Annotated in this window: 17 protein-coding genes and 1 riboswitch; of the genes, 7 read left to right on the forward strand and 10 right to left on the reverse strand. The window is 58.8% G+C overall.

Translation table 11 applies throughout. The annotated features are described in order from the left end of the window. Positions 1 to 120: 120 nt before the first annotated feature. Positions 121 to 993, reverse strand: a complete 873-nt coding sequence (fba, locus tag HMPREF2826_RS08850) for a class II fructose-1,6-bisphosphate aldolase (RefSeq protein WP_070641037.1) — start codon at positions 991 to 993, stop codon at positions 121 to 123. Positions 994 to 1,237: 244 nt separating this feature from the next. Between fba and HMPREF2826_RS09495 the strand changes: the two genes are divergently transcribed. Both HMPREF2826_RS09495 and HMPREF2826_RS08860 read left to right on the forward strand, forming a co-directional pair. Further along, positions 1,238 to 2,122 carry a hypothetical protein gene (locus tag HMPREF2826_RS09495; protein ID WP_070641039.1) on the forward strand — a complete coding sequence of 295 codons (885 nt, stop codon included), beginning with the start codon at positions 1,238 to 1,240 and terminating at the stop codon, positions 2,120 to 2,122. Between the two features lie 72 nt (positions 2,123 to 2,194). After that, a complete protein-coding gene (locus HMPREF2826_RS08860) occupies positions 2,195 to 4,423 on the forward strand; it encodes an LTA synthase family protein (RefSeq protein ID WP_070641041.1) in 2,229 nt (742 codons plus the stop codon). 96 nt (positions 4,424 to 4,519) lie between these two features. Here the strand turns inward: HMPREF2826_RS08860 and HMPREF2826_RS08865 are convergent, their stop codons facing one another. The 9 genes from HMPREF2826_RS08865 to HMPREF2826_RS08895 all read right to left on the reverse strand — a co-directional run bounded on the left by HMPREF2826_RS08865 (position 4,520) and on the right by HMPREF2826_RS08895 (position 12,237). Further along, complete coding sequence (locus HMPREF2826_RS08865; protein WP_083307381.1) at positions 4,520 to 5,377, reverse strand: ABC transporter ATP-binding protein; 858 nt, start codon at positions 5,375 to 5,377, stop codon at positions 4,520 to 4,522. Further along, the gene (locus HMPREF2826_RS08870; RefSeq protein ID WP_070641043.1) at positions 5,378 to 6,436 is read right to left on the reverse strand and encodes an ABC transporter substrate-binding protein; all 1,059 of its coding nucleotides are present in this window, start codon (positions 6,434 to 6,436) and stop codon (positions 5,378 to 5,380) included. Positions 6,437 to 6,441: 5 nt separating this feature from the next. After that, complete coding sequence (locus tag HMPREF2826_RS08875; RefSeq protein WP_070641344.1) at positions 6,442 to 7,191, reverse strand: ABC transporter permease; 750 nt, start codon at positions 7,189 to 7,191, stop codon at positions 6,442 to 6,444. A gap of 90 nt (positions 7,192 to 7,281) precedes the next feature. Further along, positions 7,282 to 7,623 carry a thiamine-binding protein gene (locus HMPREF2826_RS08880; protein ID WP_070641045.1) on the reverse strand — a complete coding sequence of 114 codons (342 nt, stop codon included), beginning with the start codon at positions 7,621 to 7,623 and terminating at the stop codon, positions 7,282 to 7,284. A gap of 56 nt (positions 7,624 to 7,679) precedes the next feature. Then, positions 7,680 to 7,793, reverse strand: a riboswitch (TPP riboswitch). 286 nt (positions 7,794 to 8,079) lie between these two features. Next, a complete protein-coding gene (locus tag HMPREF2826_RS09810; RefSeq protein ID WP_083307382.1) occupies positions 8,080 to 8,352 on the reverse strand; it encodes an HAD family hydrolase in 273 nt (90 codons plus the stop codon). Next, on the reverse strand, positions 8,280 to 8,576 hold the full coding sequence (locus tag HMPREF2826_RS09500; protein WP_168163971.1) for a hypothetical protein: 297 nt from the start codon (positions 8,574 to 8,576) through the stop codon (positions 8,280 to 8,282). Before HMPREF2826_RS09500 ends, HMPREF2826_RS09810 begins: the two co-directional genes overlap by 73 nt. A 48-nt stretch (positions 8,577 to 8,624) precedes the next feature. After that, a complete protein-coding gene (locus HMPREF2826_RS08885) occupies positions 8,625 to 8,930 on the reverse strand; it encodes an HAD hydrolase family protein (protein WP_070641048.1) in 306 nt (101 codons plus the stop codon). Between the two features lie 50 nt (positions 8,931 to 8,980). Next, on the reverse strand, positions 8,981 to 9,850 hold the full coding sequence (locus tag HMPREF2826_RS08890) for a hypothetical protein (protein WP_070641050.1): 870 nt from the start codon (positions 9,848 to 9,850) through the stop codon (positions 8,981 to 8,983). Positions 9,851 to 10,326: 476 nt separating this feature from the next. Next, the gene (locus tag HMPREF2826_RS08895) at positions 10,327 to 12,237 is read right to left on the reverse strand and encodes a BglG family transcription antiterminator (RefSeq protein ID WP_168164006.1); all 1,911 of its coding nucleotides are present in this window, start codon (positions 12,235 to 12,237) and stop codon (positions 10,327 to 10,329) included. A gap of 210 nt (positions 12,238 to 12,447) precedes the next feature. Between HMPREF2826_RS08895 and HMPREF2826_RS08900 the strand changes: the two genes are divergently transcribed. The 5 genes from HMPREF2826_RS08900 (at position 12,448) to HMPREF2826_RS09190 (ending at position 15,779) form a co-directional block, all read left to right on the forward strand. After that, the gene (locus HMPREF2826_RS08900) at positions 12,448 to 12,903 is read left to right on the forward strand and encodes a PTS sugar transporter subunit IIA (RefSeq protein WP_070641054.1); all 456 of its coding nucleotides are present in this window, start codon (positions 12,448 to 12,450) and stop codon (positions 12,901 to 12,903) included. Positions 12,904 to 12,932: 29 nt separating this feature from the next. Next, entirely contained in the window at positions 12,933 to 14,267 is a 1,335-nt protein-coding gene (locus HMPREF2826_RS08905; RefSeq protein WP_070641056.1) for a PTS galactitol transporter subunit IIC, read from the forward strand. An 84-nt stretch (positions 14,268 to 14,351) separates the two neighbouring features. Further along, complete coding sequence (locus HMPREF2826_RS08910; RefSeq protein WP_070641058.1) at positions 14,352 to 14,642, forward strand: PTS sugar transporter subunit IIB; 291 nt, start codon at positions 14,352 to 14,354, stop codon at positions 14,640 to 14,642. A 7-nt stretch (positions 14,643 to 14,649) separates the two neighbouring features. Further along, positions 14,650 to 15,168 (forward strand): YjbQ family protein, encoded by a 519-nt coding sequence (locus tag HMPREF2826_RS08915; RefSeq protein WP_070641060.1) that lies wholly within the window; start codon positions 14,650 to 14,652, stop codon positions 15,166 to 15,168. Positions 15,169 to 15,170: 2 nt separating this feature from the next. Beyond that, the gene (locus HMPREF2826_RS09190) at positions 15,171 to 15,779 is read left to right on the forward strand and encodes an SIS domain-containing protein (protein WP_210388996.1); all 609 of its coding nucleotides are present in this window, start codon (positions 15,171 to 15,173) and stop codon (positions 15,777 to 15,779) included. Positions 15,780 to 15,796 lie beyond the last annotated feature (17 nt).

Here is a 15,796-nt window from a genome sequence, read left to right on the forward strand (position 1 = left end):
TCGCGGGCGTCGTCAACGGCGCACGCACCCGCGACCCCTCGTGCGGCGCGCCGCCCCAAAGAACAGGGGCCAGCCCGAGGCCGGCCCCCGTCAACGCCAGATCGGCGTCATGCGCGACGCCTAGTTCCAACCCTTGCCGTCAGAGCCGAACTCGACGATGAGCTCCTTGGTGCGAGCGGTGATGGCGTCGCGGCCCGGCTTCAGGAGCTTGCGTGGGTCGTAACCCTTGCCCGTGGTGTCGGCGCCGGACTCGACGTACTTCCTCGTGGCCGCCGCAAAGGCGAGCTGAAGGTCGGTGTTGACGTTGATCTTGCTGATGCCCTCGGAAATGGCCCTCCTGACCTGGTCGACCGGAATGCCGGTGCCGCCGTGCAGCACGAGAGGCAGATCGCCGGTGAGCGCCTTGATCTGAGCAAGGCGGTCAAAGGAGAGGCCTGCCCAGTTCTCGGGATAGATGCCGTGGATGTTGCCGATGCCGCAGGCGAGGAAGTCCACGCCCAGGTCGGCGATGCGCCTGCACTCCTGAGGATCGGCCAGCTCGCCGGAGGAGGTCACACCGTCTTCGGTGCCGCCGATGCCGCCGACCTCGGCCTCGACCGAGATGCCCTTGGCGTGGGCCGCCTTGACGACCTCCTCCGTGCGCTTGAGGTTGGTCTCGAAGTCGGCCTCGTGCGAGCCGTCGTACATGACGGAGGTGAAGCCGGCCTTGATGCACTGGAAGACCTGCTCATAGGAACCGTGGTCAAGGTGCAGGGCAACGGGCACGGTGATGTCCTTGTCCTCGACGAGGTTCTTGACGATGTCCGCGACGACCCTGAATGAGGTCTGCCACTTTGCCGCGCCGCCGGTGCACTGGATGATGAGAGGCGACTGCAGCTCCTCTGCGGCGTCAAGGATGGCACTTGCCCACTCGAGGTTGTTGGTGTTGAACGCACCCAAACCGTAGTGACCCTTCTCGGCGTTCCTGAGCATGGTGCTTGCGTTGACGAGCATACGTACCTCCAACGGACGGCATGTGTAATGCTTGCATGCCTATCATACCCCTTGCCCGCACCTCGCGACGCAACGTTGGGAACGGGCGCAGGCAGGGGCTCCGCGCGCCGCGGAAACGCCGCGCCCGCATGGGGTAGGAATCGTGAAGGCGCGCCCGCGGCGGGGGCGACAGGCCGAAGCGGGTACTACCATGGAACGCAACCCATGACGCATGTCACGCATGACACAGGAAGGGAGAGGCCCCTTGACAGCCGACGGCAGGACCCCCCAACAGGACGATGACCGCTCGGGCGCAGGCAAGCTCGCCGAGGAGGTCTCCTTCTCGACCATCATAGCGAGCGCCCTGGCCGCCGTCACCTCGTTTCTGCTGCAGTCAAAGATCGGCCTTGCCGGGTCGCTCATCGGCGTGGGCGTCGCGGCGGCAGCCTCGGCGCTTGCCTCGCAGGTCTATAAGTGGCTGTTGCGCACCTCGGCCACGAGGATCCGGGACAACCTGGGGGTCGACGAGGAGGCGCCCGACTGCGAGCCGGCTGACGTGGCGAGCGACACCGTCGTGCGCCAGCGACCTGGCCAGGCCGTGAGCGAGCGTCGCATGGCCCCCGCAAGCATACGCCGCGCCGTCGCAAGGCGCAGGTCAAAACGACGCGTCAAGACAGCGCTGGTCTTCACCGCCGTCGTGGCGGTGCTGGCCGTGCTCGTCTACGCCGCCATCGTGAGCCTTGCCACCTCGGGCCGGGGCATCGGCAGCACCGAGACGCCCCTCTCGTCCCCTGGGTCTTCGACGCCCTCGAGCGCTGCTCCCACAGCCAGCCAGACGCCCGACGCGCCCGGCGCCGACGACGCGCACGGCACGGCGGCAAGCGAGCCGAGCACGGGAGACGCGCAAACGCCGGGCACGCCCCCCTCAGCCGGAGGCGACGCCGCAACGACGACGCCCGACGACACGGCCGGTGACGCGACCGCAGGCGGCGACGCGACGTCAGGCACTGCGAACGGTGCGGCCAACGGGCGGTCGTCGGACGCCTCCTCGCCCACGACGAGCGCCCCGAACGGCGCCGCCGACTCGACGACGGGCGCCGGGAGCGGCGGTGCGGGCGCGAAGGGATCGAAGGTCGGCGCCTCAAGCTAGCGTCGCGACGTCGGCGCCTTTGCTATACTGGGGGCGAGCAAACACGCACGACAAGGGGCCCTTCCAGCAATCATGACGCAACTACCCATCTTTGTCCTGGCCTTTGCGCTGGGCGCCTTTGCAGCCCTCTCGGCGCTCGCCATCACCCTCAAGAGGGGCGGCGCGCCCGGCAGGGGCACCTATGCCTGGTTTTCCCTCTTCATGCTGCTGCTTGCGACGTCCTGCGTCATCGTCCTTGGCGGCTCGTATGATTCCGAGGACGTCACCATGCCCTGCATCTGCGTCCTTACCATGGCGGGCGCGGCCGCGCTCAGCCTGCTGCGCGAGAGACGCAACGAGCTCGCCTCGTCCCCCATGCATATGCCGTCGCATGCCCCGAAGGCGGAAGGGGGGCTTCGAGGGCGCCTGCGGGCCGCGCTGTCGTCCGACGTCGGGCGCATGACGCTGAGAAACCTCGTCTCCATCCTCGTGGCGGGATGCTTTGCGCTCTATGCCCTTGAGGAGCCCTGGCAGCATGCCCTGCCGAACATCAAGGCCAAAGCCCTGTTCTTTGAGCTCGCCTTCATATGGCTCCTCATGCTCGCGGGCTACTTCCTCTTTCAAAGGCGCATCGTGGGGGCGGCCGTGGCGCATGGCGCCGTCGTGCTCGCGGGCGTCGCGCAGCTCCTCGTGGTCACGCAGCGCGGCGGCGTCATCATGCCGGGGGACGTCTTTGCCCTGGGCACTGCCGCCGCCATCACGAGCGGGCTGCAGCTTTTAGTGGGTCCCGACCTATTCTGCGGCCTGACGGCAGGCACGCTCGGCTTTCTTGTCCTTGCCCTGGACCCCCTCTGGGGCGGGAAGGCGCGCCAGGATGAGCCCACGAGCGAGAGCCAGGACGCCGCGCGGCCCCGCAAGGCGCAGCTCGCGCGGAAGGTGTCGGGCATCGCCCTCAACCTCGCGCTATGCGCGGCAAGCTGCCTCGCGTTCGGTCGCCTGGCGGTAGCAAGCCACGCATACCTCCAGAGCGAGGGCGTCAACCTGTGGCTGCCGGCCATGTTCTACCAGCAATACGGCTCGGTGCCCACCTTCGCCATGGCGGCGCTCGAGCTTGACATCAAGGCTCCCGCAGGCTATGACGCCCAGACGACCCGACGGGCCGAGGGCGATCTCGCGAGGCAGGCCGAGAGCCTCCTGGACGATGACGCCCATAGGGCCGCAGCCGCCCAGTTTGAGGCCATGAGGCCGACGGTTATCGGCGTCATGAACGAGACCTTCGCCGACCTCTCCACATATCCCGAGGTCCTGGAGGCGGGATACGCAGGTCCCGGCTTTGCCTTGTCCATCCATGACGCCGTGCAGCGGGGTGTCGCCTACACCTCGGTGCTCGGGGGCGGAACCTGCAACTCGGAGTTCGAGTTTCTCACGGGCGTCTCCATGGCCTGCGTCGGCCCCGGAAAGTACCCCTACAACATGTGCGACTTTAGCCATATCCCCTCGTTGGCCAGGCAATTTGCCGACCTGGGATACGTCACGACGGCCATGCATCCCAGCCTTTCCTCCAACTGGAGCCGCAGCCGCGTATATAAGCAGATGGGATTTGACCGGTTCCTGAGCATCGACGACTTCGCAGGCGCCCCCCTCTTCCACAGCTGCGTCACCGACCGCGCGACGTACGACAAGATTCTCGAGCTGCTGGAGGCCGACCAGTCGCCGCAGTTCATCTTTGACGTGACCATGCAGAACCACATGGGATATGACCTGGGCAACATTCCCGAGGACCGCCTGACCAACGTCACGCTCCCCTGGTTTGGCGAGGACGAAAACCGTCAGCTCAACGAGTACCTCTCGTGCGTGCAGGCCTCCGACGACGACCTGCGCTACTTCGTCGAGAGGCTGCGCGAGCTTGACCGGCCCGTGGTGCTCGTCTTCTTTGGCGACCACCAACCCATCATATCCCCCTGGATCGTGGAGGCCTACCACTCTGAGGAGAGCGAGGCCGCCAAGACCCGCATGAGCTTTCAGACGCCCTATCTGATATGGGCAAACTACGAGGTGGACGGCTGCGCCCAAGAAGGCGAGAGCCATGACCTGAGCCTCAACTACCTGGCGTCCGTGATGGGAGAGCGCATGGGGCTCCCCCTGACTGACACTCAGAAGGCCACGCTCATGCTCATGGACGACCTGCCGGCCGTCACCCTCAACGGCTATCTGGACGCCGAGGGTCGCTGGGTCAACTCGACGGACGGAAGCGGCGAGCCAACCGGCGCCTACAAGCTCCTGAGGGACATAGGGTACCGAGATCTTGCGTCACGAGCCTAGCCCGGCACCCCCGATCCGGCGTCCGGCGTCGGCCGCCGGCGCAACGCTGCTCGGCCAAGACCGACGTCGCCAGGATGGACGCCGCGACAGGCGCGGTCATCCTGCGCGCAGGAACGAGAGCACCTCTCGTTTGGCCGTAAGGAAGCCCTCTGTCAGCGCAAAGTCCGCCGCCGAGACGCCGGCGGGCGGCCTTTCCACCCTGACCTCGGCCCCCACCCGGCTTGGCACACCGGACGCCGGATTCCCGACGAGCACGTAGACCCGGCGGGCCATGGTCACGGCCTCGTCCACGTCATGCGTGATGGCAAGCGTGGCAATGCCCAGCTCATGGGCCATGTCACAGTACCAGCTGCGCATGTCGGAGCGCGTGAGGGCGTCCAGCGCCGAGAAGGGCTCGTCCAAGAGCATCACGTCATTGCCCATGAGGTAGGTCCTCAGGAAGGCCGCGCGCTGGCGCATGCCGCCCGAGAGCTCCGAGGGCCAGCTGCGTTCGGTGCCCTTGAGGCCAAAGCGCTCAAACAGGGGCTGGGCCCTCTCGTGCGCCTGCTCGCGCGAGAGGCCCCCCAGCACCAGCGGCAGGCTCACGTTGTCCAGGATGCGCTTGCTGGGAAGGAGCAGGTCCTTCTGCAGCATGTAGCTCACCCGACCGGGCGTGCCGGTGACGTCGTGCCCGTGCAGGAGCACGCGCCCCGACAACGGCCGGGACAGGCCCGAAAGCGCGTGCATGATGGTGGTCTTGCCGCAGCCGGAGCGTCCCACCAGACAGACGACCTCGCCCGCGCCCACGCTGAGCGAGACGTCCTCGACGACGACGGAGTCGCCGGCGTCCCAAGAGAGCGTGAGCGCCTCCGCCTTGAGCGCGGGCGCGACGTCGGCAAAGGCAGCGCCGGCAGGGGCAGCGGGCGCGCGGCCGGCCGCCCCCCTCTTCCCACCGCCGTCCGCAGGAACTCTCACCTATCGCTCCAGGTAGTCCATGGTCCAGCCGGCGTTGACGTTAATCTGGTTCTCGACCAGCTTGTTGTCGTTGAGCCACTGGAAGTAGCGGGCCCAGCGCCCCTTGTCTATGACACCCCAGCTCGGGGCCTCGGCCTGGTACTGACCGGCGAGGTATTGGGCGCTCTTGGCCACAAGCGCCGCGTCAAGCTCCGGCACCTCCTCGCAGAGGATTCGCGCCGAGCCCTCCGGATCGCTGATGGCCTTCTCAAAGCCCTTCTTGGCCGCGCGCAGGAAGGCCTTCACCACGTCCGGGCTCTTCGTGGCGAAGTCGGGGTTGACGGCGATGACCGGCGTATAGAAGTCGAAGACCTCGTCCATCGAGATGAACGAGAAGTAGTTCACGGGATAGCCTTGGACGGCCGCGTTCTGGACGGCCCAGCCCTCATACACCCACACGTCGTCGAACATGTTGGCCTTGAGGCCCGCTACCTCGTCGTCCGTGTTGTAGGGGACCATCCTCACCTTGGAGAAGTCGCCGCCGTCAGCCTCCACCACGTCCTTGATCGTAGCCTGCTCAATGGGCATGTCCCAGGTGGCGTAGGTGTGGTCCTCCATGTGTCGGGCGCTCGTGATGCCGTCGGCCTGGCGGCTCATGATGCCCGAAGTGTTGTGCTGGATGATGGCGGCGACGGCCTCGATGGGCGTGTCGGGCGCGTTGGAGAGGACGTTGGCGATGTAGTCCTGGTAGCTCACGCCCAGCTGCGCCTGACCCGAGCCGATCATGGTCTCGGCGGTGTCCTCGGCAGGCTGGACGATCTGGATGTCAATGCCCTCGTCGGCAAAGTAGCCCTCGCGCTTGGCCACGTAGATGCCCGTATGGTTCGTGTTGGGAGTGTAATCCAGGCAGAAGGTGACCTTGGTGGGCGCGGCGGGTAAGCTCGAGGGGGCGGAGGGCGTGGACGAGGCGCAGCCCGCGAGGGCGGCCGTGGCGGCCAGGGCGCCGGCGCCCGACAAAAAGCCGCGGCGGGAAAGGTTGGCGCACGTCGAGCGATCGGTGTTAAAAGTGGTAGAAGACATGTTCGTCAGTTCCTCTCTGCCCGTTTCCAGGGCATGCAGATACGTTGCAGCACGCCGACCACACCCATGAGCGCCAAGGAAAGCGCCGATATGAGCATGATGACGGCAAACATCTTGTCGTACGAGAACGACTTGCGGACCCGGGTCATGTAGACGCCCAATCCCGAGAAGCCCCCCAGCCACTCCGCGATCACGGCGCCGACGATGGCGTAGGTGGCGCTGATCCTGAGGCCGCTGAAGAACTGCTCGGCCGCCGCAGGAATCTTGACCTGCCAGAACACCTGGACGGACGTGGCGTTCATGGTTCTCATGAGGTCCACCATGTCGGGGTCGACCGAGCGGAAGCCCGCGACGAGCGACACGGCGACGGGAAAGAACGTGGTGATCACGATGAGCACCACCTTGGGCATCAGCCCGTAGCCAAACCACAGCACCAGAAGCGGGGCGACAGCGACGGTGGGGATGGTCTGCGAGACGGTGATGAGGGGGCTGAAGGCCAGGTAGAGCATCTCAAAGCGATCCATGAGCACGGCAAAGGCAAAGCCCACCGCGCACCCTATGAGAAGTCCCAGGGCCGCCTCGGCCAGCGTCGTGGCGGCATGGCTCGCCAGAAGCGGCGCGTCGGCGACGAGCGCGGACACGACCTGCGCGGGACTCGGCAAAAGGAAGTTGGGAATGAGACCAGCGACCACGGCCAGCTGCCACAGCGCCAGGAGCCCCGCCACCGTGGCGGCGGGGACGACGGCGCGACGCACGCCTCGCCGGCGCACAGGGCGTGCGGACGACGCCGGAGCCCGGCGCGATGCCTTGACGACAGGCCGATCGCTGTCGTACCCCTGAGCCACCTAGGCCACCGACCCCGCAGACGCTGGCGCAAACTCCGTATCGGTCTGATGATACTTGCCGATCTTGCGCTCGGTGGTCATGACGTCGCCGTCAGGACGGTAGAAGATCTTGACGTAGCTCGCAGACTCGGCGCTACCTGCGGCGGCGCCCGCCTCTATGCAGCGCCTCACGAGCGTCATGCAGGCGTCAAACTCCCCCTCGACGGTGGTCTCAAACGGTCCCACGTAGTAGTCGAGACCGCTCGCGTCGATGGTGGCAATGACCTCGTCGACGATGCGGCAGACCTCGTCGTCGGAGCCCGCTCCCATCGGCAAATATTGGATGGCGACAGAACAGTTCATCGGCACTCCCTCCTGCGGGCCACAAAAAAGGGTCCCGCTGTGTCCGGGACCCTCGCCTTTGCGCGTGCCGTGGTCCCTACGCTGGCATTACCCAGATCAGGTTCTAAGGTCGAACGAATAGGTCGTTCCTCTCAGCCGCGCCGTATCCGCAGCTCCCTTTCTACACGGATAGTATAGTCCTCTTAGAGACCTGATGATTCGTCCGCCTCCGCAATTACAGACCAGCGCGCAATGGCACCCCCCCACTATCAGGAGGTGTGTTGCAAGAAAACCCGGCGCGGCATCCGTGGCTGCAGCTTTTAAGGGAATGCGTAAAGATTCATAAGCGCCTCGTAAAGACGTTCATGACAACATATGAAAGAGTGAGTGTTTGTGTGGCGTCCCCTCGCCTGTCATTTTTGCCTCTGGCGCGTCACAGTCGCAATGCAAGAGCCAGGCCCCGTTGCCATCAAGTCACTAGATTAGGCCGAGGCGTTCAAGCGCGGTAGCCACGCCATCGTTGGCGCAACATTCGGTTGTGTAGTCGGCAGCATGGCGGACACGCGAAGTCGCCTGCCCCATAGCAATGGCGACGTCAGCCACCTCAAAGAGCGAGAGGTCGTTTTCAGAGCCCCCAAAGACGAGCACCCAAGATGGCACAACACCCATATGTACCGTCAGAAAAGTCCAGAAGAGTACTGGCACCTGCGCCTTTCGAAACGCCCGGCATGACGAGATCGTGACACCCATCCCTCCACGTCGTAATAGGTCAGCTCGCGCTGCAGAAACTCACTGGCGCGATACGTCCCAAGCGCATCGTCGATGAAATTGATCTTGCCAAAACGCAACTCTAAGCCTGCCGCGCGTATTTCACTGGCACTCCTCATTACCGGACCATACTTGTATAGGCTCTCACCGCAGACATTGAGCTTAACACGCGGCGGCGTCCCTTCAAAAAGCACCGGCATGTCCACATGCAGCGCCTCAAAGACAATTACTCGAAGCAAATCGTATGAGAAGGGTCAATCAACGATGACGGCTTCATCAAGCACGACATACGCGCCGTCCATTGAGACATAACCTCTGAAGGGCACCCCGTCGAGCAGGCGCGTAATACCAACGCGCGAACGTCCCGTCGAGAGCACGGGAATGCCACCACGCTCAGCAAACGTCCGCAAGGCCTCGCAAACATACTCGCCTGGGTAGTCCTCTGGACCATGGATTGGGTCGCGATATACGAGCGTTCCGTTTACGTCAAAGAAAGCGACGACGGGACCGGTGATCAACCGAACATGCGAAGCAAGGGCTTCTTCTTCCCATGCGGTCACAACTGCTCCCTATATGCCACCAGCGTCTCTTCAGTCCATCCATTGGGCATCTACGTCACATAACTCTCGTAACTCGTGCTGCCATAGGTATGCGCAGCGACAAAATAGCCCTGGTAGGCGTTTGCATATCCAATGATCACCGGATGCTTTCCCGACCCCACAAAGGGTTCCTTGACAAATGTGCCTAGCTCACTTGCCAGCTCGCCTGGAAACGTCACGAACATCAATGCCCCTAGGTCAATTGTGGTCATTCGGACCGTAAAGTCCACTTCGTGACGTTCGAATTGCCGCCCAAGCATTTCCTTCTCGATATCTGCGAGCTTCTTCTGATCAAAAGCGGGGCCGTTGGCAAGCACGCGATTTACTGCGTCGAGCTGTTCCTGGTATTGAGAATAAAACCGTTCGTTGTCGTATGACACACGATGTAAGACGGTGCGTACGACAGGGGGCAACAGACTGACCGGTTCAAAGAAGTCTTTCATGATCTCTCCGGTAATGCCATTGCTTACGCGTCTGAGCTCAGTAAAGTCATTTCCTTGACGGAACTGGCGATTGCCAAGATCACCCGACGCCTCCGTAAAGCCATAGGGAACGCAGCCAATCCACTCGGCAAGCTCGTCTCGTACGCCACCTTGAACATCGGTCGTGATCAGACAATTGGTAGGTCCGACTACCGTCGCGTGGCAATTGAAGTTGAGCATCGCACCGGCAGCTACCTCGTCTGCCCCTACGAATCTCACGACCAGAACCTCGTCATCGAATGGTAGGTGCGCATCGTTTCGGTTTGAGCACAATCCGCGCACATATCGAATCAGCAGCTGCGGCTTGACTTCAACAAGACGATCATTGAGCTTTGTCGCAACCTGTACCACAAGCCCCGTGACCATATCGACATAGCCCGGCGTAGCGGGAATCCCCATAGAGGCGTACTCCCAAAACCGCGAGTGCTGAAGCCAGGCCTACTCAACATTCATGCCCTCTATGACGTCAGAGGTCCAACCGAGGAAATCCACCAGTCCATATTGCTTCGAATGGTCAGTTGGCCTACCCCACAATTTTTGGATGCAGAGCTGCCCACATAGCTGAGGGCACACGCATAATGATGTCCTACACAAATGTGCACAGGATTGTGCAAGATGACCAAGATGATGGAGGACAGACTAGCGCCATCCAGGGACGGTGGATTGACCCTGATGGCCATGATGAACACAAGGCCTGCTCCTTGAAATCCAGGCTGCAGAGATTGTTAAAAACGCCGTCGCGTCATTGCTTCCTGTCGCAAGGTATATCCATTTCATTCCTCAACAGGCGAGCGGACGCGGAGCATGTGTATCGGCCGACGCCTTATTAGGCAAGAGTTGTCTCCACTGAGCATCTCCACTGAATAATGCTGACATCAAACTCTCTCATGACGGATGATGCCCTCCAACTTAGCAATGGCTTCCTCATAGGAAGCGCTCTTAAGCAGAGACGAAGCATTGATAGGATCAGCGAGCGCAGATATCAAATCACTATAAAGGTTCATGAATGACTTACGCTCATGTGGAGGTATGCCTAAAAGCAACACGAGACTCACTCGTTGCTCGCCCCAAGTAATTGACTGTTCACTGATGACTAGATACAGGAACGGTTGCATTGCAGACGGATGAAGCGAGTGTGGAATAGCGACGAGGTTGTTGAACGCGGTGGGAGACAGACGCTCGCGCTCAAGCACTTCGTCGGCAAAACCCTCCCCAACAAGCCCCTTGCGCTCACAGTCTGCGGCAAGCAGACGTATCACCTCCTCTCGTTCAAAAGTGGGCACAGAAAATCGGACCAAGTCCGGCCTGATGAAGTTCCGAAGCATAGCTGCCGTTGAATGCCCGCGTCGCTCACGAAGAACGTCCTCTACACAGTCAAATAACCTGCGTTCATCCGAGTCACTCATCATAGGTCCAACAATAAGTTCACAGACGCCGGAAGGAACGTCAACGTGCGCAGTAGTGACCACCAGGTCACACGCTATTTGCAATGGTGAATAATCGGCGACTCTCTCAGCCAATACAACCTCACCACGATTTCCGAGCACCTCATCCACCCGTCTTACAAGGGCGCTGCCAAGCTCGCAGTAGTCAAGATAGAGGACCACGCAGCGAATGCGGTTACCTCGCCGTGGATCCTGCGATAAATATCCACCTATATGAAATGCAAGAAATGCAATTTCATCCTCACTCACGATGCATCCTGAGGCGCCCTCAATGACTTCCGCTGCTCTAACGGCCATGTCATAAATGAAAGGATAGTCGGCCTTGACCGTCTCCACAAGCGGGTTGGGGACCTCCATGCCGAGTTCCATCCGGCGCAGAAGCAAGTGGACATGCGCAGCAAAGCGCTGTATGAACTCCTCTGAGAAACCATCGAGACAGTACGTCCATGAAAGTAGGTCGGCAGCCTCACGCGCAATCCGTAGGTCGCCTAGGGTCACGAGGGTCTGATCGACAAGTCCTCTCGCATTATCTCCACACCTACGCGCATTAATCTCAACGATTAGCGCGATATAAAATCGCTCCGCCGAATTAATATCAATGTCGGCAGCGTCCTCAATCATGCTGCATATTTCATCAGCAGAGCTTTGTGAGATGTCCGATACCTCTGCCCAGCCAAGGTCCTCATCGCTGATCGCCAGGCCAAGGGATATCCTGTTCTCCATAATTTCGAGATGCGCAACGAGATTGTCGAGTCCAAAATCGCCGCACGCAAGCCCATGATCATCAAGCGCTCTTTTCACGAGCTTTCGGAGTTCACACGACCTGAGAACGCCCTTCCCAGAACACTCGACGGCGGAGAGTGAAAAGTTGGAGAGGGAACTCCTGCGCATAACGCGCCTTATGAGTCGTCGTTTATTCCGCTCGGCCCCTTCAATCCAGACGAATTCTCGCTGCTTCTCAAGAAACAGTTCCTCCTCAGCGAGACGTGGGCGCAGGGTTCTAAGAAGCGCCGACAATGAGGAATCTGAAACGTGAAGGCTCTCGGCAAGATCGTAAACGTTTTGCGCGCCTGGACGTGAGAGTAGTCTGACGAGAAGCCGATCATCGCGCCGGACAGCAGATCTTTCGCCCATCAGTGATGTGATGTTGACATCTACGTTCGACATGAGACGATATCCCCGATGGGATGATTCAATCACTTGACGACCGTCATTAGCCTTGCGTACGTAGGCACGCACGGTCCTTGTTGTCACTCGAAACGCATCTGCTAAGACCTGCGCCTCAACCCAGTCATCATGCTCGCTAAGAACTGCAAGCAGCGCGTCCACCGTCATCTGCATGCGCTGCACCCCTCTCATGCTGAAAATTACAGCAAGTCACCATTTTCTCGTCAAATGGCCCCGTTCCGCCATCGAGGAAATGTCCACCGAGCGACAGCGTTTCCTGTCCGGAGGAACTGTGCTGATTTCCTCTTCTGTGAGCAATGTGAGAAAACTGCTCTCAGAACAAGATGCTCTTAACGTACTCAATATATCCAGGGGGCGGACCGAATGCTGTTCGACAAAAAGCTTGCTCGTTTTCATATTCGGGCAGATTCAGCTGAATTAGCCATCCATGCTGGCGCCCAATTACTGTTGGAAGCAGGGGACGTAAAAACAGAGTTTGAACAGCACGTACTTAAGCGCGAAAAACAGTTTCCCACGGGACTCGACACCCAGCCTGTGGGAGTGGCGATTCCCCACACAAGTTCCGATTACGTTAATAACTCACAAATCGCTTTCGTCTCACTTGAGAAGCCGGTTGAATTCCACTTCATGGCTGACACAAAACGGATAATCCGCGTGGGAATGGTGTTCTTGCTCGCAATGAGTAAAGATCACGAGCATGTGGACACCTTGAGCACGATTATGGAGCTTTTTGCAAGTGAAAAAACGATTTCCGAGCTATATGCATGTTCCTCATCCACAGATCTGACGGAGCTTTTTTTGCGTCACAACATCAGCTAGCAGTTCATTTCCAGAGAAAGGAATGCACTATGATTGACGCAATTCTGCAATGGGTTATAGGGCTTGGCGGCACGATTCTCGTACCAGTGATTCTAATCATTCTCGGACTTGTCGTACGACTCAGCCCGGCTCGCGCAATTATGGCAGGTCTTACCGTTGCCATTGGCATGATTGGCGTCAATGCCATCATTGGAATCCTTACCTCAGCTCTTGCTCCCGCCGTACAGTCGATGGTTCAAAACTTTAATCTTTCGCTCAATATCATCGATATGGGGAGCGGAACTGCGGGACCGTTATCCTTTTCCACGACCCTTGGCGTCCTCATCATTCCAATCGCTATTGTCATTAACCTCCTGCTTGTCTGGGTGGGCATGACCAAAACGCTTAACGTCGATGTTTGGAATCTTTGGCAACCAGCCATGGTCGGTGTCATGGTCTGGGCAGTTACAAGCGACTATCTACTTGCGGTCCTCTCCATGATTCCGTTCTTCCTATTTGAACTGCTGCTCGCAGATTTGTTCCAGCCATTGATTTCAAAATATTTTAACCTTCCTGGCATCGCTATTACTCATGTTATGGCTCTTTCCGGTATGGTGCTTGCCATACCACTTAACTGGGTTTTTGAGCACATCCCCGGACTTAGTAAAATTGACATCAACTCCGAGACAGTACGGAAGCGTTTTGGCTTCCTTGGAAACCCCATGCTCATCGGCTTTGTAATTGGATGCGGTATCGGAATCTTGGCAAAGTTTGAATTTGCGGGTATCGTGAACCTTGGTATCCAGACCGCCGCAGTCCTCACACTGCTTCCAAAAATGATTTCAATGTTCATGGAGGGCTTGACGCCAATTGCCGAAGCCACTCAGCAGTTTACCGAGACGCATCTCAATGGTGCGAACGTAAACATTGGCATGGACGCCGCCCTCACCGTTGGCAACCCTGACGTGCTGGCTGTTTCCATTATCATGATTCCAATTACACTTCTCATCGGTGTTGTGCTGCCTGGAAACCAGGTACTTCCTGTTGGAGACCTTCCCACGCTCGTCTTTGCGCTATGCCTTATGGTAGCCGCCTTTCGCGGTAACTTCGTACGCTCCATCATTGGCTGCTCGATTTACACGGTAACAATGCTTTATCTCGCCACTTGGATAGCACCCGCCCTCACGGGCGCATATCAAATCGCTGGCTACTCAGTCGAAGGACTTGCGTCCTTCGTCTCCGCTGGCCTGTGGCCTAATGCGCTCTGTCTTGCTATCGCACAATACAGTGGCTACGCCGGCGTTGCAGTGCTCTCCGTCGTCGCACTAGCATTGCTCTTCTACATCAATAAGGCACGGCACGTCGTCAGTAAAATTGCTAAATAAATACACTATTTTATCGTTTGGTGGTACCTGTAATTTCACGAAAGAAATCACAGGGTCCGCCTTAAAAAAGGAGTTATGTAAAATATGAAGACCATTCTCATTATATGCGGTGCAGGACACGCAACATCTACCGTCGTGCGCTCAAAAATCAGTCGTTGGCTTGAGTCAGAGGGGTTGGATAGCCAAGTTCAAATTAAACAATCCTCAGTAACCCGCGAGGTGGAAAACATCTCCAATGACATGTATGACATTGTAGTTACCACCACGCAAGTCCCTGACGCAATCCAGAATCGCGTCATTAATGGGATTGCACTTCTTACGGGCATCGGCGCCGACGCAGTGTTCACTCAAATAAAAAATGAGCTTGGGAAGTGAGTACGACATGCTTGTCAGGCATGCAAGAATTACTGTCCACACATGCGCCGGACGTCCCTCATATCACAATATCACTGACGATGTAAGGCGTATCATTGCCCAAAGTGGTGTTCATGATGGCATCTGCACCGTTACTTCCGCGCATACGACCTGTTCGATTTTCTTCGAAGAGTATATGCATGATAGAAATTTTTATGGCGATGAACTGCTGCACGTTGATTTAAACGAGGCGCTCGATAAAATTGCTCCGCGCCAGACTACCGAAGGGCAGTATCACAGCCCCGGACCCAGACATATTGCCTATGGCATGGGAAAGACCGATCCTGCCTATCCTGCGGAGGAGTGGACCATGCTCAATACTGATGGACACCTGAGGAGTGATATTATCGGCGCTTCCGAGACCTTTCCCGTCATGGAGGGAGAGTTGCTGGTAGGAGCCGTTGGATCCATCTACTTCGTCGATTTTGATCAGACGCGCGAGCGCGTCCGGCATGCCAATGTAGTTGTACTTGGCAGTAAGGAATAAATATGGATACCGAAATCATGCGGGGGGTCATACTGTCCGAAGGACAGGAACTCATACGGCTCGCTGATGCAATTGACTACAAATCATTGGCGTGCCTTGAAGAAATAATTCGAGTCAAAGGGCGTAACGTTTTTTTCACCGGCTGCGGAACCTCGGCTATGGCGGCTCGAAAATGCTCCCATACACTTCAGGTTATTGGCAGTCAGGCCTTCTATCTCAATCCAAGTGATGCAGTCCACGGAGGACTAGGAGCAGTAAGGGAAAATGATGTCGTAGTGGTCCTTTCCAAGGGTGGCACGACCAAAGAGCTCATGGCTTTTCTGCCTAACCTCCATGATAAGGGAGTAATAATAGTTGTCGTAGGAGAAAAACACGAGTCGCCAATCGGAAAGATGGCAGACTTGTTTGTAAAGATACGGGTTGACCGTGAACCCGATGCATTCAACATGCTGGCAACCGCGAGCACACTTGCTGTGATTGCGGCATTCGATGCCCTGGCCATATCACTAATGAATGAGACACACTTCACTCGGTCAGCATTTCTAACCACCCTAGCGGAGACGTTGGCAACCGTCTTGCGAAGGGGCAGGAGTAGGCCGGGCGCGAGCTGAAAAGGCGCCAGGGCGCC

It is taken from the genome of Olsenella sp. HMSC062G07 (assembly GCF_001811895.1).
In the GTDB taxonomy this organism is placed as follows: Bacteria; Actinomycetota; Coriobacteriia; order Coriobacteriales; family Atopobiaceae; genus Olsenella_F; species Olsenella_F massiliensis.